The organism is Enterobacter sp. T1-1, assembly GCF_000710795.1.
In the GTDB taxonomy this organism is placed as follows: Bacteria; Pseudomonadota; Gammaproteobacteria; order Enterobacterales; family Enterobacteriaceae; genus Enterobacter; species Enterobacter cloacae.
On sequence record NZ_JALW01000038.1, the window covers coordinates 55,145 to 73,621 of the forward strand.

Here is an 18,477-nt window from a genome sequence, read left to right on the forward strand (position 1 = left end):
ACGGACAACAGCGCCGGGACACCCCGGCACTGTTGCTGTATGGATTAACAGGAGTGTAATCAAACTACACTGATTTTGCACCTGTTCCGTGTTAGCGCGTCTTAATAACCAGACGATTGCTCTGTTTGACCTCTTCCATCACCACATAGGTACGGGTGTCGTTCACGCCTGGCAGACGCAGCAGGGTTTCACCCAGCAGCTTACGGTAGGCGGACATATCTGGTACGCGGGTTTTCAACAGGTAGTCGAAATCGCCAGAAACCAGATGACACTCTTGAATTTCTTCAAGTTTTTGTACAGCGGCGTTAAATTGCTCAAACACATCCGGTGCACCACGATTCAGAGTAATCTCAACAAATACCAGAAGTGAGGCATCCAGATAATGCGGGTTCAGCAGAGCCGTATAGCCCTGAATAAAACCCTGTCTTTCCAGTCGGCGCACACGCTCAAGGCACGGCGTCGGGGAAAGTCCCACACGTTTTGAAAGCTCGACGTTGGAAATACGCCCATCCTTTTGCAATTCATTAAGAATGTTACGATCGATACGGTCGAGATCTTTGCCAGGGCGCTTCTTGCTATCTACCATTATTATTGTCTCTCTGTATTCCTTCCCTACTCCTGCCTGGACCCTGTGCACATCACTGTTCAGAGCCTGTACCCGTTAGTCATCACATCGCCTGGTTATCTATTAGACGCGATGCGGATTCGGGTTCTGTTGGTAAGAAGACCGTTGCCCGAAGGCAGTCACCGACATCACGTATGGCGTCTGTCCACGCCATGCGTAGATTTCACTGACCCGGTAAAAATGGCATTTACATGCATGCCTATGCGGCACACGGTTAACGCGGTTTTTTTTCTTCCTTGAATGTTTTCGCAAAAGCGCAGGGGATTGTCAAAGCAAAACATCGATTTTTAGTACAACATGCCGGATATTCATTTCGGTGGGGTATTAATCCTCATTTTATTGCCTTATAAACAAGCGAATTTAAGAAGTAAGCCTGATGTTATAGCGCTCAATTTATCGTCATCGCCTATCGTACAGATTGAGATCAACATTGCTGTGCTCTTTTTTTACGGCAACAAATTCCCTACAATCCAGCCAACTGTCTGCCAACAACAATGGGGATCTCATGGGCACGGCCAAACACAGTAAGCTGCTAATTCTTGGTTCTGGACCTGCGGGATATACCGCGGCGGTCTATGCTGCACGCGCTAACCTGCAACCGGTTTTGATTACCGGTATGGAAAAAGGCGGTCAGCTGACCACCACCACTGAAGTGGAAAACTGGCCAGGCGACCCTAACGACCTGACCGGGCCGCTGCTGATGGAGCGTATGCACGAGCATGCGGCTAAATTCGAAACCGAAATTCTGTTCGACCATATTAACAAGGTCGATTTGCAGAACCGTCCGTTCCGCCTGACGGGCGACAGCGGCGAGTACACCTGCGATGCGCTGATCATCGCAACGGGCGCTTCTGCCCGCTACCTTGGCCTGCCGTCAGAAGAGGCGTTCAAAGGTCGCGGTGTTTCTGCCTGCGCAACCTGCGACGGTTTCTTCTATCGCAACCAGAAAGTCGCGGTCATCGGCGGCGGCAACACTGCCGTAGAAGAGGCGCTCTATCTGGCGAACATCGCTTCTGAAGTGCACCTTATCCACCGTCGCGACACTTTCCGCGCCGAGAAAATCCTGATCAAACGTCTGATGGATAAAGTGGCGAGCGGCAACATTGTGCTGCACACCAACCGTACGCTGGAAGAAGTGACGGGCGATCAGATGGGCGTTGCCGGTCTGCGTATTCGTGATACCCAGAACACCGATAACGTCGAAACGCTGGAAGTGGCGGGCCTGTTTGTGGCTATCGGCCACAGCCCGAACACGGCAATCTTCGAGGGGCAACTGGAGCTGGAAAACGGCTACATCAAAGTGCAGTCCGGTATTCACGGCAACGCGACCCAGACCAGCATCCCGGGTGTGTTCGCTGCTGGTGACGTAATGGACCATATTTACCGTCAGGCGATCACCTCCGCAGGCACCGGTTGCATGGCCGCGCTGGACGCTGAACGCTACCTTGATGGGCTGGCTGAACAAGGTAAATAATCTTTACAAGTCAGTAACAAACGTAAATAAAGGCGGCGATAAGTCGCCTTTATTGTCTCCTCGTTGTAACATTGCGCTGCCCACTTTCTAATAACATCACCTGCAAAGCACGCAATGGAAAAAACCCGTCAACAAGAGTTAACACGCTGGCTAAAACAGCAGAGCGTTCTTTCCCGCCGCTGGCTCATGATTTCCCGTCTTCTGGGACTGATCAGTGGTCTGTTGATTGTTGCCCAGGCATGGCTGCTGGCCCGCATTCTCAATCATATGATCATGGAGAACATTCCGCGTGAAGCGCTTCTGCTGCCCTTCATCGTCCTGATCCTGGTTTTCATTCTGCGCGCCTGGGTCGTCTGGCTGCGCGAACGCGTTGGTTTTCACGCAGGGCAGCATATTCGCTACGAAATTCGCCGACAGGTGCTTGATCGTCTTCAGGAAGCCGGGCCCGCATGGATCCAGGGAAAACCAGCCGGAAGCTGGGCAACGTTAATCCTTGAACAGATTGACGATATGCACGACTACTACGCCCGCTACCTTCCGCAGATGGCGCTGGCCGTCTGCGTCCCGCTGCTGATTGTGATAACCATTTTCCCTGTCAACTGGGTAGCTGCGCTGATCCTGCTGGGTACCGCCCCGCTGATACCTCTGTTTATGGCGATGGTGGGGATGGGAGCGGCCGATGCGAACCGCCGTAACTTCCTTGCGTTGGGTCGCCTGAGCGGCCATTTCCTTGACCGTCTGCGCGGGATGGAGACGTTACGCATTTTTGGCCGGGGTGAAGCCGAAACGGAAAACATTCGCCTGGCGTCGCAGGATTTCCGTCAGCGCACGATGGAAGTGTTACGTCTGGCGTTTCTGTCGTCTGGCGTACTGGAATTCTTTACCTCGCTCTCTATCGCCCTCGTGGCGGTCTATTTTGGTTTCTCGTATCTCGGCGCGCTGGATTTTGGTCATTACGGCACGGCGGTAACGCTGTCGGCCGGTTTCCTGGCGCTTATTCTGGCTCCGGAATTTTTCCAGCCGCTTCGCGATCTTGGCACCTTCTACCATGCCAAAGCGCAGGCCGTTGGCGCGGCTGACAGCCTGAAAACGTTCCTGGAGACGCCGTTGGCGCATCCGGAGCGGGGAGAGGTAACGCTGAACGCCAATGAACCCGTGACCATTGAAGCACGTGATTTCTCTATCCTGTCACCGGAAGGGAAAGTGCTGGCTGGCCCACTGAACTTTACCTTACCCGCCGGGCAACGGGTGGTGCTGGTAGGGACCAGTGGTTCAGGGAAAAGCTCGCTGATTAATGCGTTATCCGGTTTTATGGCTTATACCGGCTCACTGCGTATCAACAAAACCGAACTGCGCGATCTCGATCCAGACGCCTGGCGTAAACAGCTCAGTTGGGTGGGGCAAAACCCACAGTTGCCTGCCCCGACGCTGCGGGAAAATGTCCTGCTGGCTCGCCCGGATGCACGTGAAGACGAGTTGCAATCTGTTCTCGACCGCGCCTGGGTCAGCGAGTTTCTGCCGCTGCTTCCGCATGGCGTCGATACCGTTGTCGGCGATCAGTCTGCCGGGTTATCCGTGGGCCAGGCGCAGCGCGTGGCGGTCGCCCGCGCGTTGCTTAATCCATGCCAGTTAATGCTGCTGGACGAGCCAGCGGCCAGCCTGGATGCGCACAGTGAACAGCGCGTGATGGCGGCCCTGAACGCCGCCTCGCGGCAGCAAACCACCCTGATGGTCACTCATCAGCTGGAAGGCATTGCCGACTGGGACCAGATCTGGGTCATGGAAAACGGTCGTATTGTTGAGCAAGGCGATTACGCCTCTCTCGTTACCGCGCAGGGCCCCTTCGCTGCCCTGCTGGCGAATCGTCAGGAGGACATCTGATGCGTGCCCTGCTTCCCTATCTCGCGCTCTATAAACGCCACAAATGGATGCTGACGCTGGGCATCGTGCTGGCCATTGTGACCCTGCTTGCCAGCATCGGCCTGCTCACGCTTTCCGGCTGGTTCTTGTCTGCCTCTGCCGTGGCGGGGGTTGCCGGGCTCTACAGCTTCAACTACATGCTTCCGGCGGCGGGCGTCCGCGGCACCGCCATTACCCGTACGGCTGGACGGTACTTCGAGCGACTGGTCAGCCATGACGCGACATTCAGCGTGCTGCAACATCTGCGCATTTACACCTTCAGTAAACTGCTGCCCCTCTCCCCTGCCGGACTGGCGCGTTTTCGTCAGGGGGAATTGCTCAACCGTGTGGTTGCGGATGTCGACACCCTGGATCACCTCTACCTGCGCGTGATTTCCCCGATAGTCGGCGCGTTTGTGGTGATTGTGGTGGTCACGCTGGGTCTGTCGGTGCTGGATGTCGCTGTTGCGCTGACGCTGGGCGGGATCATGCTTTTGACGCTCATTATCCTGCCGCCGCTATTTTACCGCGCGGGTAAATCCACCGGAGAGAACCTGACGCGTCTGCGCGGGGAGTACCGCCAGCAGCTCACCTCCTGGTTACAGGGGCAGGCCGAACTGACGATATTTGGCGCCAGCGAGCGCTACCGTGCGCGAATGGAGAACACAGAACTGAACTGGCATGAAGCCCAGCGCCGTCAGTCTGAGCTTACCGCGTTCTCTCAGGCGCTTATGATGTTAATCGGGGGTGTCGCGGTCATCGCCATGCTCTGGATGGCGTCCGGTGGCGTTGGCAATAACGCACAGCCGGGCCCTCTGATTGCCTTGTTCGTATTCTGTGCCCTGGCGGCCTTTGAAGCGCTGGCGCCGGTGACGGGTGCCTTCCAGCATCTCGGTCAGGTCATCGCCTCCGCCCTGCGCATCACGGAGATTGCGGAGCAGGATCCGGAGGTGAAGTTCACCGCAGAGCAAACGGCCACGCCTGAGCAGGTTGCCCTGACGCTCAGTAACGTCACCTTCGCCTATGACAAGCAGGCACAGAATGCGCTGGAAGGCATCAGCCTCGCTGTGGATGCGGGTCAGCGGATTGCGATCCTCGGCCGTACCGGCTGCGGCAAATCCACGCTTTTGCAGTTGTTAACGCGAGCCTGGGATCCACAGCAAGGTCAGATTCAGTTTAACGGAACTCCGCTGGCAGACTTCAGCGAACAGGCGCTGCGCAAAACCGTCAGCGTGGTTCCGCAGCGCGTTCATCTCTTCAGCGCCACGCTGCGCGATAACCTGCTGCTGGCTGCACCGGAGGCCACTGATGACGTACTCCGCGCCATGCTGGAGCAGGTCGGGCTGCATAAGCTGCTTGAAGACGATGGCCTGAACAGCTGGCTGGGTGAAGGCGGTCGTCAACTCTCTGGCGGTGAGCTGCGTCGTCTGGCGATTGCGCGCGCGCTGCTGCATGACGCGCCGCTGATGTTGCTCGACGAGCCCACAGAAGGGCTTGATGCGACAACTGAAAGCCAGATCCTTGATTTACTTGCGAATGTTATGGTCGGTAAAACCGTCCTGATGGTGACACACCGCCTGCGTGGACTGGCAAGTTTTGATCGGATAATTGTGATGGACAACGGACACATTATTGAGCAAGGTAGTCACGCAGAGCTGTTGACGAAACAGGGTCGCTACTACCAGTTTAAACAGCGTCTGTAGACTATATTTGTAGCGTCCTCACTCGCGTACTGGAGTTTTGCTGTCATGCGCCTGGTCCAGCTTTCTCGTCATAACATTGCGTTCCCGTCGCCAGAGGGAGCGCTGCGTGAACCCAATGGGCTGCTGGCACTTGGCGGCGATCTCAGCCCTGCCCGGCTCCTGATGGCCTACCAGCGCGGCATATTCCCGTGGTTTTCACCTGGTGACCCTATTTTATGGTGGTCTCCCGATCCGCGCGCCGTGCTCTGGCCCACGCAGTTTCACCTGAGCCGCAGCATGAAGCGTTTCCACGCAAAGTCACCGTATCGGGTCACATTGAATCACGCCTTCGGTCAGGTGATAGATGGGTGTGCGGAAGACCGTCATGAAGGGACATGGATCACCCGCGATATCATCACTGCCTATCATCAACTGCACGAGCTTGGCTACGCCCACTCCATTGAGGTGTGGGAGGGTGGCGAGCTTGTTGGCGGTATGTACGGCGTCGCGCAGGGGACGTTGTTCTGCGGTGAGTCGATGTTCTCCCGGGCGGTAAACGCCTCGAAAACGGCCCTGCTGGTTTTCTGCCAGGAGTTTGCTCAGCGCGGCGGGCAGCTGCTGGATTGTCAGGTTCTGAACGAGCATACCGCCTCCCTCGGTGCGGTTGAAATCTCCCGCCGCCACTACATTGAGCACCTGGATAACTGCCGTCAGGAGAAGCTGCCGCGCGATTTTTGGGTACCGCGGACACTCTTTATGCCCAATGTCTAAATGTTTTCCGCATATTTTTTATGAGGGTGTTATAATTATGCCGCAGAGTAGCTTCTGCCTGTTGCCCCGCCGCCGTTTGGGACCTTCGCTTCAGATAACGTCCTGACGTTTATCCTGTTGTATCCCCTTTACGAATGCGCTTTCCGTTCGGTTGTACCGTGACGCTTGGGCAATGCGCCGAAACTGTTTTGCTGCGTTTTAAACGCGCAATTCTTTACTTAATTGATGAATTTCGGCATTATCTTGCCGGTTCAAAACTTGGTAGTGATACCCCAGAGGATTAGATGGCCAAAGAAGACAATATTGAAATGCAGGGTACCGTACTTGATACGTTGCCTAACACCATGTTTCGCGTAGAGCTGGAAAACGGTCACGTGGTAACTGCGCACATCTCCGGTAAAATGCGCAAAAACTATATCCGCATTTTGACGGGCGACAAAGTGACTGTTGAACTGACCCCGTACGACCTGAGCAAAGGCCGCATTGTCTTCCGTAGTCGCTAATTGTTTTCGCCTGTAATGGCAGATGAATATTAAAAAAGGCCGGGATAATCCCGGCCTTTTTTTTATTCATGGCTTCAGTGTTGGTGTATTGTCTTCCACGGTTGTACAGAGGCGCCAATTTATGGCTGTGGATTTATCCAGAACCAACATCGAACGAAACTGGAAAGCGCCTTGCAAAATTCCTCTGCGGCATGATGCCCTCTCCCACCGGGAGAGGGAGAAAAGCAGGCATAAAAAAACCGGGCTGATGCCCGGTTTTTAGACCTACGTAAGAAATCAGTGAGCCGCTTCCGGCTTGTGCTTCGCCGCACTCTGGAAATCGTACGTCAGTTCGTTCTTCGCCTGATCCAGTGCCACCGTCACCTGGCCGCCGTCCACCAGCGAGCCAAACAGCAGTTCGTTCGCCAGCGGTTTCTTCAGGTTGTCCTGAATCACACGCGCCATCGGACGGGCACCCATCGCACGGTCGTAGCCTTTCTCAGCCAGCCAGTTGCGGGCCTCCTGGCTCACTTCCAGCGACACGCCTTTCTGATCAAGCTGAACCTGCAGTTCGACAATGAACTTGTCCACCACCTGATGGATCACCTCGGTAGACAGGTGATCGAACCAGATAATGTTGTCCAGACGGTTGCGGAACTCCGGCGTAAAGATCTTCTTGATCTCTTCCATCGCATCGGTGCTGTTATCCTGGTGGATCAGGCCGATGGATTTGCGCTCGGTTTCACGGACACCGGCGTTAGTGGTCATCACCAGCACCACGTTACGGAAGTCCGCCTTGCGCCCGTTGTTGTCGGTCAGCGTCCCGTTGTCCATCACCTGCAGCAGGATGTTGAACACGTCCGGGTGTGCTTTCTCGATTTCATCGAGCAGCAGTACCGCATGTGGATGCTTGATCACCGCGTCGGTGAGCAGACCGCCCTGGTCAAAGCCCACGTATCCCGGAGGCGCACCAATCAGACGGCTGACGGTGTGACGCTCCATATACTCGGACATATCAAAGCGCAGCAGTTCAATGCCCAGCGCTTTGGAGAGCTGCACCGTTACTTCGGTTTTCCCGACACCGGTTGGACCGGCGAACAGGAACGAACCGACAGGCTTATGCTCATGCCCAAGTCCGGCACGGGCCATCTTGATCGCTTCGGTTAAGGCCTCAATGGCTTTATCCTGACCAAAGACCAGCATCTTCAGACGATTGCCAAGGGTACGCAGCGTGTCGCGATCGCTCTGAGAAACGCTCTTTTCAGGAATGCGCGCGATACGAGCCACTACGGACTCAATATCCGCCACGTTGACGGTTTTCTTACGCTTGCTGGCTGGCATCAGACGCGCACGCGCCCCTGCCTCGTCAATCACGTCAATCGCCTTATCCGGCAGATGACGATCGTTGATGTATTTCACCGCCAGCTCCACCGCCGCACGCACCGCTTTCGCGGTGTAACGCACGTCGTGGTGCGCTTCATACTTCGGTTTCAGGCCGTTGATGATCTGCACCGTTTCCTCGACGGACGGTTCAGTGACATCGATTTTCTGGAAGCGACGTGCCAGGGCACGATCCTTCTCAAAGATATTGCTGAACTCCTGGTATGTGGTCGAGCCAATCACCCGGATCTTGCCGCTGGAGAGCAGCGGTTTGATCAGGTTAGCGGCGTCCACCTGCCCACCCGAAGCGGCACCCGCACCGATGATGGTATGTATTTCATCGATAAACAGGATGCTGTTGGTATCCTGCTCCAGCTGTTTTAACAGCGCCTTGAAGCGTTTTTCAAAATCACCACGGTATTTGGTGCCCGCCAGCAAAGAGCCGATATCCAGCGAGTAGATGGTGCAATCGGCAATCACTTCCGGTACGTCGCCCTGCACAATGCGCCAGGCGAGACCCTCGGCAATCGCGGTTTTACCCACGCCCGATTCCCCCACCAGCAGCGGGTTATTTTTGCGGCGACGGCACAGCACCTGAATCGCGCGCTCCAGCTCTTTATCGCGACCAATCAGCGGGTCGATACCGCCAACGCGAGCAAGCTGATTAAGGTTGGTGGTGAAGTTTTCCATACGATCCTCCCCGCCTGCTTGCTCTTCATTGTTATTGACCTGATTGCTGGGATCCGATGCCTGGTTAGGCTCGTCTTTGCGCGTGCCGTGGGAAATAAAGTTAACCACATCGAGTCGGCTGACTTCATGTTTGCGCAGCAGGTAGGCCGCCTGCGACTCCTGCTCGCTGAAGATGGCGACCAGGACGTTTGCGCCCGTCACTTCGCTACGTCCGGAAGACTGGACGTGGAATACCGCGCGCTGCAGCACACGCTGGAAGCTGAGCGTCGGCTGTGTGTCGCGCTCTTCTTCACTGGCTGGCAGCACCGGTGTCGTTTGTTCGATGAAGGCTTCGAGTTCCTGACGTAGCGCCACCAGATCCACGGAGCAAGCTTCCAGCGCTTCGCGGGCAGATGGGTTGCTAAGCAGTGCGAGCAGTAAATGCTCGACGGTCATAAACTCATGTCGGTGCTCACGCGCTCTGGCGAAAGCCATATTTAAACTGAGTTCCAGTTCTTGATTGAGCATAGGCACCTCCCCCAATTTTATGCCTTATCAGGCCTTTTCCAGCGTACACAGCAACGGATGCTCGTTCTCCCTCGCATAGTCGTTCACCATCGCCACTTTGGTTTCTGCCACCTCGGCGGTAAAGATGCCGCAGATAGCTTTGCCACGATAATGAACGGTAAGCATCAGTTGCGTTGCACGTTCTACATCATAAGAAAAGAACTTTTGTAGCACGTCAATAACAAATTCCATCGGCGTGTAATCATCGTTCATTAACATAACTTTATACATAGATGGCGGTTTTAGCGCGTCACGCACTTTGTCTTCCGCCAGCTGGTCAAAATCCAGCCAGTCGTTGGTCTTACCCATTTTGCATAACCACTATGAATCTACCTCAGATGTTAGATAACAATCATCTATTACTGTCATCCGCGATGTCTGTCACAAACTGTTGCAATAGCGTTAACTGCTTCAAACTTTGGTTGATTATTGTCCCATCTCCAGCGCCAAACGCTTGACGATGTCTTTCGATTCTCTAAATTGTACAAGCGTGAGATGGCGAGGTTTTGAACAGCCCCCACTCCACCACCGGTTCATTCCATCTTAACTTATAAGATTTACGAAGGATGTCGAAGCATGGAAATGGGTACTGTTAAGTGGTTCAACAACGCCAAAGGGTTTGGCTTCATCTGCCCCGAAGGCGGCGGCGAGGATATATTCGCTCACTATTCCACCATTCAGATGGATGGTTACAGAACGCTCAAAGCCGGGCAGTCCGTCCGGTTCGATGTACATCAGGGACCCAAAGGCAATCACGCAAGCCTTATCGTACCGATTGAAGCAGAAACGGTTGCTTAGCTCTCTGTTTTATTGTGTACATCCTGCAGTCAAAATGCCAGCCCGATCGGCTGGCATTTTTATTTTCGGGTTATTCCCGAGCCAGCGCATCCACCGGATCCAGCCGCGCCGCGTTGCGGGCCGGCAGCCAACCAAACAAGATGCCGGTAAAGGTCGAGCATAAAAATGCGGTAAGAATGGCCACCGGTGAAAACCCAATCTCCCAGCCGGGTAAGAAAATCTGCAGGGCAAAGGCGATCATCATCGACAGCGCAATCCCCATGGCGCCGCCCACCAGACACACCAGCACCGCTTCAATCAAAAATTGCTGCAGCACGTCGCTGGCTCTGGCCCCAACCGCCATGCGAATACCAATTTCCCGGGTACGTTCCGTCACCGAGACCAGCATGATATTCATTACCCCGATACCGCCAACGACCAGCGAAATCACCGCCACCAGCGTGAGGAACAGCTGAAGAGTACGTGTGGTCTTTTCCGCCGTTTTCAAGAGGCCGTCCATATTCCAGGTGAAGAAATCCTTCTTCCCGTGACGCAGGGTTAAGAGCCGCTCAAGCTGCTGTTCGGCCAGCGCGCTGTCGTAGCCCTCCTTCACGCGCACGGTGATGGAGTTCAGCCACGACTGCCCCATAATCCGCCCGGAAATGGTGCTGTACGGTAGCCAGACCCGCAGGATCTTGCTGCTACCAAACATGGACTGCTTCTCTTCCGCCACGCCAATCACGGTGGCTGGCATGTTCCCTACGAGGATCACTTCGCCCACGACGTTGGTTTTATTGGGGAAGAGCTGTCTGCGCGAGTTCGCGTCCAGTACCACCACCTGCGCCCTGCCCGCCAGCTGTTCGGCGTTGAAGGTCGCCCCTTCGCTGAAGGTCATGCCGTAGACGTTAAAATAATCTCCGCTGACGCCGTTCGCGCTGGCGGCAACGTCCACGTTACCCACGCGCAGGCGAAGGTTTTGCGACACGGCAGGCGTCGCCGAATTGACCCACGGCTGTTTCTGAATGGCCGCCAGGTCGTCGTATTTCAACGCCTGCTGATACTGCGGTTCGTCATCACCAAAGTCTTTCCCGGGATAGACGTCAATGGTGTTGGTCCCGATAGCGCGGATATCCGCCAGCACCAGCTGTTTGGCTGCATCGCCCACCACCACAATCGACACCACCGATGCAATACCGATGATGATCCCAAGCATGGTCAGCAGGGTGCGCATTTTATTGGCCGCCATCGCCAGCCAGGCCATGGTCAGCGCCTCGCGAAAACCGCTGGAAAACTGTCCCCAGCCGGTTGCAGCAGGCAAGGCTTCTTTTGGCGCGGCCGCTCTGGACGCACGCGGCGGCGGGTTGCTCACCAGCTCGCCGTCGTGGATCTCGATAATGCGCTCAGCCTGCGCCGCCACCTGCGGATCGTGAGTCACGATAATGACCGTGTGCCCCTGATCGCGAAGCTGATGGAGGATCGCCATCACCTCTTCACCGGAATGGCTGTCGAGCGCTCCGGTGGGTTCATCGGCCAGGATCACCTGCCCGCCGTTCATCAGCGCACGGGCAATACTCACGCGCTGCTGCTGACCGCCAGAAAGCTGTGAGGGCTGATACTCTACCCGCTCCGCCAGGCCAAGACGCGTTAACAGCGCCTGCGCCCGCGCAAGGCGTTTCTTGCGCTCCACACCTGCATAGACCGCCGGGACCTCCACGTTCTGCGCCGCACTCAGGTGAGAGAGCAGATGGTAACGCTGAAAGATAAAGCCGAAGTGTTCCCGACGCAGCTTTGCCAGCGCGTCGCCGTCCAGAGTGGAAACGTCCGTTCCGGCCACGCGGTAGGTACCGCTGGTCGGTTTATCCAGACAGCCAAGAATGTTCATCAGCGTCGATTTACCGGAACCCGACGCGCCAACAATCGCCACCATCTCGCCCGCTTCCACGCGCAGGGAGATGCCCTTCAGCACCTCCACCGGACCATCGCCCGACGGATAGCTGCGACGAATATCAGTCAGCTCAAGCAACGCCGTCATTTCGCCGCTCCGGGCAGGGTTTCGCTGGTGACTACCTCGTCACCCTCTTCCAGCCCTTTCACCACCACCACGTCGGTATCGTTGCGTGCGCCAATCACCACTTCACGCTCGCGCGTTTCGCCGTTGCGTAGCACCTTCACCTTATAGCGGTTATCCCCGGCGGATTCCCCCAGCGCTGAGAGCGGAACGGTCAGCACGTTTTTGACGCCGGTCAGCTGAATATGGACCTGCGCGGTCATATCCAGACGCAGCACGCCCTGCGGGTTGGGGACTTCAAAACGGGCATAGTAGAAGATCGCATCGTTCACTTTTTCCGGCGTAGGCAGAATGTCCTTCAGCACGCCTTCATAGCGCGTCTGCGGATCGCCCAGTACGGTAAACCAGGCGTTCTGCCCCGGCTTAAGATGGATAACATCCGCCTCGGAAACCTGCGCTTTCACCAGCATAGTGCTCATGTCCGCCAGCGTCAGAATGTTCGGCGCCTGTTGGGCGGCAATCACCGTCTGACCCTGAAGCGTGGTGATCTGGGTCACTTCCCCGGCCATGGGCGCCACAATCTTCGTATAGTCGAGGTTGGTTTTCGCCGTATCCAGCGAGGCCTGGTTGCGCTTGATTTGCGCGTCAATGGTGCCAATCTGAGCCTGTTTCACCGCCAGTTCGGTGGCGGCCGTGTCGAGATCCTGTTTCGAGATCGCCTGCGTTTTGGCCAGCGCCTGCTGACGCGTCAGGGTCACCTGGGCAAGATTACGTTCCGCCAGCGCCTGCGCACGCTGCGCGCGCAGCTCCATCAGCGTGGCCTCCACTTCCCGGATCTGGTTTTCAGCCTGTTCCGGGTCGATAACGCCGAGCAGCTGCCCCTTTTTCACCTTATCGCCAATCTCAACGGACAGCGTTTTTAACTGCCCGCTAACCTGTGCACCCACGTCAACCTTGCGCAGCGCATCAAGTTTGCCGGTCGCCAGCACGTTTTGCTGCAATTCACCCGGACGGACGATCAGCGTTTGATACTGCGGAACCGGCGCGTTGAGCACTTGCCATAACCAGTATCCGGCCGCTATCACCACTATCGCCAGCAGCAGAAACCACTTTCTGCGTTTTCCCTTAAGGTTCATAAATATTCCAAATAATTATTCTGGCTTACATCAACGTCGATTCTATCTAAACCACTCCTCAACGAAACCCCTGAATTCAGGAAATGCCTGGATTTGTTGACACAACGTTGACAAAGGGCCTGCTGAAATAACGCCATTCCATAAGAAGCAGGATCTCACATGTCTTCCATCGTCGATACACCGTATTCCACTCTGTCGCAGCCTAAATCCGGCTGGCAGCTGTTTAAAAGTCTGGTCACTGGCGCCATTACGCCGGGCCTGGCATGGCAAAATCCCGCCTATCGACGTAAGTTTGCGCTTCGCACGCTGGCCACACCGCTCAGCACCGCACGTCTGCTCTCAAGCCTGGCAAAGCAGCCCCGTTTGATGCAAATGCTGCAGGTCCAGCCTGGCCTGCCCTGTCGCCTGCATCGCCCTTGGCTGACCGTGAATATGGATCGCCCGCATGCGCTGGAAGCCCTGAACTGGCACTACCAGACCATGAGTGACCACCTGCCGGCCGCGCTGCTCAAAGGCTATCTTTCTAAGCAGGGCGTGACGCTCCTGACCTTAACCGGTAAGGATGAACAGCAGTTTACCGTTCGGTTGTGCGCCGATGCGTTCCTGGATAAAGAGGGAGAAGCTACCCTCTTTTTCAGTGACCAACAGGATACCGTGCTGGCAGAAATAACGTTTACGCTGTGCCCGTTTGAAGGCAAAAGCACACTCTTTATCGGCGGTCTGCAGGGGGCGAAAGCCCACGTTCCGCATGAGCTGATCCAGAAGGCAACCAAGGCGTGCCATGGCCTTTTCCCGAAACGACTGCTGGTTGAAGCTGTCATGACGCTCGGCAGCGCCTTTCCGGTGGAGCAGATTGTAGCGGTGAGTAATGCCACCCACATCTATCGCAGCTGGCGATATCGCAAGAAAAAAGAGGGGAAACTGCTGGCGGATTACGACAGCTTCTGGATCTCCCTCGGCGGACACAAACAGGATAACGGTAACTTTGAACTGCCGCTTGCCATGCCGCGTAAGTCCATGGAAGAGATTGCCAGTAAAAAACGCGCGGAATATCGCCGCCGCTATGAGCTGCTGGATAGCCTGACAGAGCAGGTCACCCAGGCAACCCGACGTTAATCGGCTTTCCCGCGTGCCAGCCACAGGACGCGGGAGAACATTTTACGCAGCAGAGTAGGCACCGATTCGATCCCTCTCCGCCCTGCTTCTGTTGCCACTTCAATGGCTAAATCCGGTTTTGAAGAGCGGTGGATCGCTTTGGCGATCACGCGCCGCATGTTCATCGGCACATCAACCGGCACCATCGCTATCCTGTGGAACACGTCGTCGAACCCCTGGCGATACATAAAGTGCTCCATGTCCATGGCGGGCAGCATGGTTAAATGATCCCGCTCTTCTTCTCGCTCATCGTTCAACAGGCTGCGCACGGTGGATGCGTATTTTTTACCCGCCTCATCGCCGTCGACCAGCACGTGCCATTCTATGCCCATCCGCCGGGCGAATTTGATCAGCGGCTTTAACCCTGACTGCGCAAACTCGATGACCTTAATCCCCTCCGCATCAAAATGGTGGCCGCACTGGCGCGCCAGCTCGTTGATGACCCAGGTCTCGGTTTCCCCCTCCACCAGAAGCCAGCAGCGGGCAAAAAGCGACGAGGCGCGATTAAAGCGGATATGAAACGCAATACGGCGACCATCCTCGGCATTCATCCCTCCCGGCCCCAGCCGGTAAGCAGAAACGCGCGATGATTCACGCACCAGGCGGCAAACATACTCGACCGGCGTCAGCGACAACAACTCGCCGGAATTGGTGGTAGTAATGCGCTGAAGCGGCAGCAGATTCAACAGGTGCCAGGCAACGGAGAGCATGATGGGGTGCAGACGTGTTTCCGGATCTTCCACCAGCAGCAGCGGACGCGCATCGCGATCCAGACGGACGGTTCCCTTGGCCTGCAGAAGGGTGGAAAATAGCCCCAGCAAAATCACCCGATGAGTGCGTCCGCCGGGCCGGTCGATCATCCGGTTAATAATATCGAGATAGCGCCAGCTTCGTTGCTCATCATGGGATCGACGGCGCATCAGACGATGGCGCGACTGCGAGGTTCCCTGCTCGGAAAAATAGTGCTCCAGCAGTTGCACCATGGCAGAGAGCCCCTGGCGGATTTGCCCATCGGTGAGATTTTGCGGACGCGAAACCAGCTCGCGTGCCAGGAAATCAAGCTCGCGGGCGGTGACTTCTACTTCCGGCATATGCGGCACGGTACCGTTACGGATACGCCGCATAAAACGCGCATCGCGCAAGCGTAGCACCGGCATCAAACGAATCAGATGCCGGGCGAGCTCGTCGATATTGTCCAGCGGTATGGGGTTGCCTTTCTGGTCGAGAAATTCACGCAGGGTCAGCACCCCTTCATTCTCTGACATCTCGCCTTCCAGACGATAAAAAATACGGTGGAAGCCATCGTCGCTCTGAACCCAGCACGGTGACATCGGGCGGAAGCGACGCACCCGGTGACGCCCCGGCTCGGATTCGCGGAACGTCAGAATGATATGGAGATGCTTCTCACGGCCGTTGACATCGCCGGGCGGAAACCAGAAATCATCATGAACGAAGTGATACAAATCGCCCTCGGGCGAAAGCAGCAGCGTCAGCGCGTCCAGCAGGCTGGACTTACCCCAGGCGTTCTCGCCGATGAGGACGTTATTCTGCTCCAGCTGGAGTGACAGACGGTTTATACCGCGAAACCCGACAATTTCCACACGTTCGAGAAGCATACATCCCCCGAGAAATGATCACTTTTTCCTTTAAGTTATCAGCAGTATAGCGGGAGGATGCCGCACAGAACACTGTCAGGCCTCCTGATTATTTTGTCTCAGCACAAAAAATTCAGAATTTACGTGCAAGGTTTCATTTGAAATAGTCTCAATAGCACCACAAACTATTGCCCGCAAATTGGACTATGATCTATTCACCTCCAGTTTGAACAAGGATTGACATCACATTGCCTTAAATCAAATTATCCGAATTTATTTAAGTGGCGAAGGGGTGTTGTTGGTTTCTAAAATAATGGCTCTTTGAGTCGTCATCCCTTTATGGCGATATATCCCGCGCGCGGGAAAGCGTGCGGTAGTTAATTGAGGTGGTTATGTTCAGAAAATTAGCAGCAGAATGCTTTGGTACATTCTGGCTGGTGTTTGGTGGCTGCGGTAGTGCCGTTCTGGCAGCAGCATTTCCGGAACTCGGCATTGGTTTTGTCGGCGTCGCGCTGGCATTTGGTTTAACGGTATTAACCATGGCCTTCGCCGTAGGACATATTTCCGGTGGTCATTTTAACCCGGCCGTGACATTAGGCTTATGGGCTGGTGGTCGCTTCCCGGCCAAAGAGGTCATTGGCTATATTGTCGCTCAGGTTGTGGGCGGTATTATTGCTGCCGCGGTGCTGTACGTGATTGCCAGCGGTAAAGCCGGCTTTGACGCCGCAGCCAGCGGTTTTGCTTCCAACGGCTTCGGTGAGCACTCGCCTGGCGGCTACTCTATGCTCTCTGCCATTGTGATTGAAATTGTGCTGACCGCCGGCTTCCTGCTGGTGATCCACGGCGCGACCGACAAATACGCCCCTGCGGGCTTCGCGCCTATCGCCATTGGTCTGGCACTGACGCTTATTCACCTGATCTCCATTCCGGTGACCAACACCTCGGTGAACCCGGCGCGCAGCACCGCCGTCGCCATCTTCCAGGGCGGTTGGGCACTTGAGCAGCTGTGGCTGTTCTGGGTAATGCCGATCGTCGGCGGTATTCTGGGCGGCGTGCTGTATCGCACCCTGCTGGAAAAACGCGATTAATCTTTCCCTCCCTCTCCCTGTGGGAGAGGGCCAGGGTGAGGGCAACAGGCCGGGTAAGGCGCAGCCGCCACCCGGCTTTCTTTTGCCGCTTTACTGAACAGCCTTTATTGGGTAGTGTCTCTGGCGCTCAACAGCTACTCACAAGGACCGGTTGTTCATGTTCTCAGGACTCCTCATTATTCTGCTGCCCCTGATTGTGGGCTATCTTATCCCGCTGCATCAGGCATCGGCATTACGGCTTATCAACCGTTTTCTCAGCTGGATTGTTTACGTCATTCTGTTCTTTATGGGGATTAGCCTGGCCTTTCTGGATAACCTGGCGACCAATCTGCTTTCCATCCTGCATTATTCTGCGGTCACTGTTGTGGTTATTTTGCTCTGCAATATCGCCGCCTTATTCTGGCTTGAGCGCACTATTCCGTGGAAAAATCATCACCATCAGGAAAAACTGCCTTCCCGAATTGCGATGGCGCTGGAATCATTAAAACTGTGCGGCGTCGTGGTGCTCGGTTTTGTCCTTGGGCTCACCGGATGGCCTTTTTTGCAGCACGCCACCGAAGCCAGCGAATATACCCTGATCTTCCTGCTGTTCCTTATTGGTATCCAGTTACGCAATAATGGCATGACCCTGAAACAGATTGTCCTGAATCGTCGGGGAATGATTGTTGCCGTTATTGTGGTCGCCAGTTCAATGGTAGCAGGCGTCATTAACGCCTTGATTCTCGACCTGCCGCTCAAAACCGGCCTGGCCATGGCCTCCGGATTTGGCTGGTATTCCCTCTCCGGTATTCTGCTAACCGAGTCGTTTGGCCCTGTTATTGGCAGCGCCGCCTTCTTTAACGACCTGGCGCGGGAGTTAATCGCCATCATGCTGATCCCGGGTCTGGTTCGCCGCAGCCGCTCTACCGCGCTGGGTCTGAGCGGGGCGACGTCGATGGACTTTACCCTGCCGGTATTACAACGCTCTGGCGGGCTGGAAATGGTGCCCGCCGCCATCGTACACGGCTTTATTCTGAGCCTGCTGGTGCCTGTTCTGATGGCCTTTTTCTCCGCCTGATACCTCTCTGGCGGTAGGGTTCCTGCCGCCAAAATTGCGCTAAATCAATCTCCCTCTACTTTGTCAAAAAAAGCCCTTTTCACCGCCCGGACACAGGCATAACCTTAAACAT

The 18,477-nt window shown here is 55.7% G+C and carries 15 protein-coding genes; 9 read left to right on the plus strand and 6 right to left on the minus strand.

Annotated features, from left to right (window positions below; genetic code table 11):
• Positions 1-91 precede the first annotated feature (91 nt).
• Positions 92-586, minus strand: a complete 495-nt coding sequence (gene lrp, locus AK59_RS0113320; protein ID WP_000228469.1) for a leucine-responsive transcriptional regulator Lrp — start codon at positions 584-586, stop codon at positions 92-94.
• A 544-nt stretch (positions 587-1,130) separates the two neighbouring features.
• Between lrp and trxB the strand changes: the two genes are divergently transcribed.
• The 5 genes from trxB (at position 1,131) to infA (ending at position 6,954) form a co-directional block, all read left to right on the plus strand.
• Positions 1,131-2,099, plus strand: coding sequence for a thioredoxin-disulfide reductase (trxB, locus tag AK59_RS0113325; protein WP_013097321.1), 969 nt, complete (start codon positions 1,131-1,133; stop codon positions 2,097-2,099).
• Between the two features lie 114 nt (positions 2,100-2,213).
• A complete protein-coding gene (cydD, locus tag AK59_RS0113330; RefSeq protein WP_029882997.1) occupies positions 2,214-3,980 on the plus strand; it encodes a heme ABC transporter permease/ATP-binding protein CydD in 1,767 nt (588 codons plus the stop codon).
• Positions 3,980-5,701 (plus strand): heme ABC transporter ATP-binding protein/permease CydC, encoded by a 1,722-nt coding sequence (gene cydC / locus AK59_RS0113335; protein ID WP_029882998.1) that lies wholly within the window; start codon positions 3,980-3,982, stop codon positions 5,699-5,701. Before cydD ends, cydC begins: the two co-directional genes overlap by 1 nt.
• Positions 5,702-5,746: 45 nt before the next feature.
• Positions 5,747-6,451 (plus strand): leucyl/phenylalanyl-tRNA--protein transferase, encoded by a 705-nt coding sequence (aat, locus tag AK59_RS0113340; protein ID WP_029882999.1) that lies wholly within the window; start codon positions 5,747-5,749, stop codon positions 6,449-6,451.
• A gap of 284 nt (positions 6,452-6,735) precedes the next feature.
• Complete coding sequence (gene infA / locus AK59_RS0113345) at positions 6,736-6,954, plus strand: translation initiation factor IF-1 (RefSeq protein ID WP_002211347.1); 219 nt, start codon at positions 6,736-6,738, stop codon at positions 6,952-6,954.
• A gap of 276 nt (positions 6,955-7,230) precedes the next feature.
• On the opposite strand, the gene clpA is transcribed toward infA, so the two are convergent.
• Both clpA and clpS read right to left on the minus strand, forming a co-directional pair.
• The gene (gene clpA, locus AK59_RS0113350; protein WP_023622164.1) at positions 7,231-9,510 is read right to left on the minus strand and encodes an ATP-dependent Clp protease ATP-binding subunit ClpA; all 2,280 of its coding nucleotides are present in this window, start codon (positions 9,508-9,510) and stop codon (positions 7,231-7,233) included.
• Between the two features lie 27 nt (positions 9,511-9,537).
• Positions 9,538-9,858, minus strand: a complete 321-nt coding sequence (gene clpS, locus AK59_RS0113355) for an ATP-dependent Clp protease adapter ClpS (RefSeq protein ID WP_006174393.1) — start codon at positions 9,856-9,858, stop codon at positions 9,538-9,540.
• 267 nt (positions 9,859-10,125) lie between these two features.
• Between clpS and cspD the strand changes: the two genes are divergently transcribed.
• Positions 10,126-10,347 carry a cold shock-like protein CspD gene (cspD, locus tag AK59_RS0113360; RefSeq protein ID WP_008499993.1) on the plus strand — a complete coding sequence of 74 codons (222 nt, stop codon included), beginning with the start codon at positions 10,126-10,128 and terminating at the stop codon, positions 10,345-10,347.
• Between the two features lie 70 nt (positions 10,348-10,417).
• On the opposite strand, the gene macB is transcribed toward cspD, so the two are convergent.
• Positions 10,418-12,358: a macrolide ABC transporter ATP-binding protein/permease MacB gene (gene macB / locus AK59_RS0113365; RefSeq protein ID WP_029883000.1), complete on the minus strand. Its 1,941-nt coding sequence runs from the start codon at positions 12,356-12,358 to the stop codon at positions 10,418-10,420.
• Positions 12,355-13,470, minus strand: coding sequence for a macrolide transporter subunit MacA (gene macA / locus AK59_RS0113370; protein WP_023622163.1), 1,116 nt, complete (start codon positions 13,468-13,470; stop codon positions 12,355-12,357). The genes macB and macA overlap by 4 nt, the downstream gene beginning before the upstream one ends.
• Before the next feature lie 159 nt (positions 13,471-13,629).
• Between macA and AK59_RS0113375 the strand changes: the two genes are divergently transcribed.
• On the plus strand, positions 13,630-14,586 hold the full coding sequence (locus AK59_RS0113375) for a VirK/YbjX family protein (protein ID WP_029883001.1): 957 nt from the start codon (positions 13,630-13,632) through the stop codon (positions 14,584-14,586).
• Here AK59_RS0113375 and AK59_RS0113380 read toward each other — a convergent pair.
• Complete coding sequence (locus AK59_RS0113380; RefSeq protein ID WP_013097329.1) at positions 14,583-16,241, minus strand: ATP-dependent endonuclease; 1,659 nt, start codon at positions 16,239-16,241, stop codon at positions 14,583-14,585. The two genes, AK59_RS0113375 and AK59_RS0113380, sit on opposite strands and share 4 nt — an antisense overlap.
• A gap of 371 nt (positions 16,242-16,612) precedes the next feature.
• On the opposite strand from AK59_RS0113380, the gene aqpZ reads away from it, so the two are divergent.
• Both aqpZ and AK59_RS0113390 read left to right on the plus strand, forming a co-directional pair.
• A complete protein-coding gene (gene aqpZ / locus AK59_RS0113385; protein ID WP_013097330.1) occupies positions 16,613-17,308 on the plus strand; it encodes an aquaporin Z in 696 nt (231 codons plus the stop codon).
• 157 nt (positions 17,309-17,465) lie between these two features.
• Positions 17,466-18,365, plus strand: coding sequence for a lysine exporter LysO family protein (locus AK59_RS0113390; protein ID WP_013097331.1), 900 nt, complete (start codon positions 17,466-17,468; stop codon positions 18,363-18,365).
• Positions 18,366-18,477 lie beyond the last annotated feature (112 nt).

Excerpts from the sequence above, each read along its gene's own strand:
- lrp (WP_000228469.1), bottom strand. The coding sequence starts at position 586 with ATGGTAGATAGCAAGAAGCGCCCTGGCAAAGATCTCGACCGTATCGAT.
- trxB (WP_013097321.1), top strand. The coding sequence starts at position 1,131 with ATGGGCACGGCCAAACACAGTAAGCTGCTAATTCTTGGTTCTGGACCT.
- cydD (WP_029882997.1), top strand. The coding sequence starts at position 2,214 with ATGGAAAAAACCCGTCAACAAGAGTTAACACGCTGGCTAAAACAGCAG.
- cydC (WP_029882998.1), top strand. The coding sequence starts at position 3,980 with ATGCGTGCCCTGCTTCCCTATCTCGCGCTCTATAAACGCCACAAATGG.
- aat (WP_029882999.1), top strand. The coding sequence starts at position 5,747 with ATGCGCCTGGTCCAGCTTTCTCGTCATAACATTGCGTTCCCGTCGCCA.
- infA (WP_002211347.1), top strand. The coding sequence starts at position 6,736 with ATGGCCAAAGAAGACAATATTGAAATGCAGGGTACCGTACTTGATACG.
- clpA (WP_023622164.1), bottom strand. The coding sequence starts at position 9,510 with ATGCTCAATCAAGAACTGGAACTCAGTTTAAATATGGCTTTCGCCAGA.
- clpS (WP_006174393.1), bottom strand. The coding sequence starts at position 9,858 with ATGGGTAAGACCAACGACTGGCTGGATTTTGACCAGCTGGCGGAAGAC.
- cspD (WP_008499993.1), top strand. The coding sequence starts at position 10,126 with ATGGAAATGGGTACTGTTAAGTGGTTCAACAACGCCAAAGGGTTTGGC.
- macB (WP_029883000.1), bottom strand. The coding sequence starts at position 12,358 with ATGACGGCGTTGCTTGAGCTGACTGATATTCGTCGCAGCTATCCGTCG.
- macA (WP_023622163.1), bottom strand. The coding sequence starts at position 13,470 with ATGAACCTTAAGGGAAAACGCAGAAAGTGGTTTCTGCTGCTGGCGATA.
- AK59_RS0113375 (WP_029883001.1), top strand. The coding sequence starts at position 13,630 with ATGTCTTCCATCGTCGATACACCGTATTCCACTCTGTCGCAGCCTAAA.
- AK59_RS0113380 (WP_013097329.1), bottom strand. The coding sequence starts at position 16,241 with ATGCTTCTCGAACGTGTGGAAATTGTCGGGTTTCGCGGTATAAACCGT.
- aqpZ (WP_013097330.1), top strand. The coding sequence starts at position 16,613 with ATGTTCAGAAAATTAGCAGCAGAATGCTTTGGTACATTCTGGCTGGTG.
- AK59_RS0113390 (WP_013097331.1), top strand. The coding sequence starts at position 17,466 with ATGTTCTCAGGACTCCTCATTATTCTGCTGCCCCTGATTGTGGGCTAT.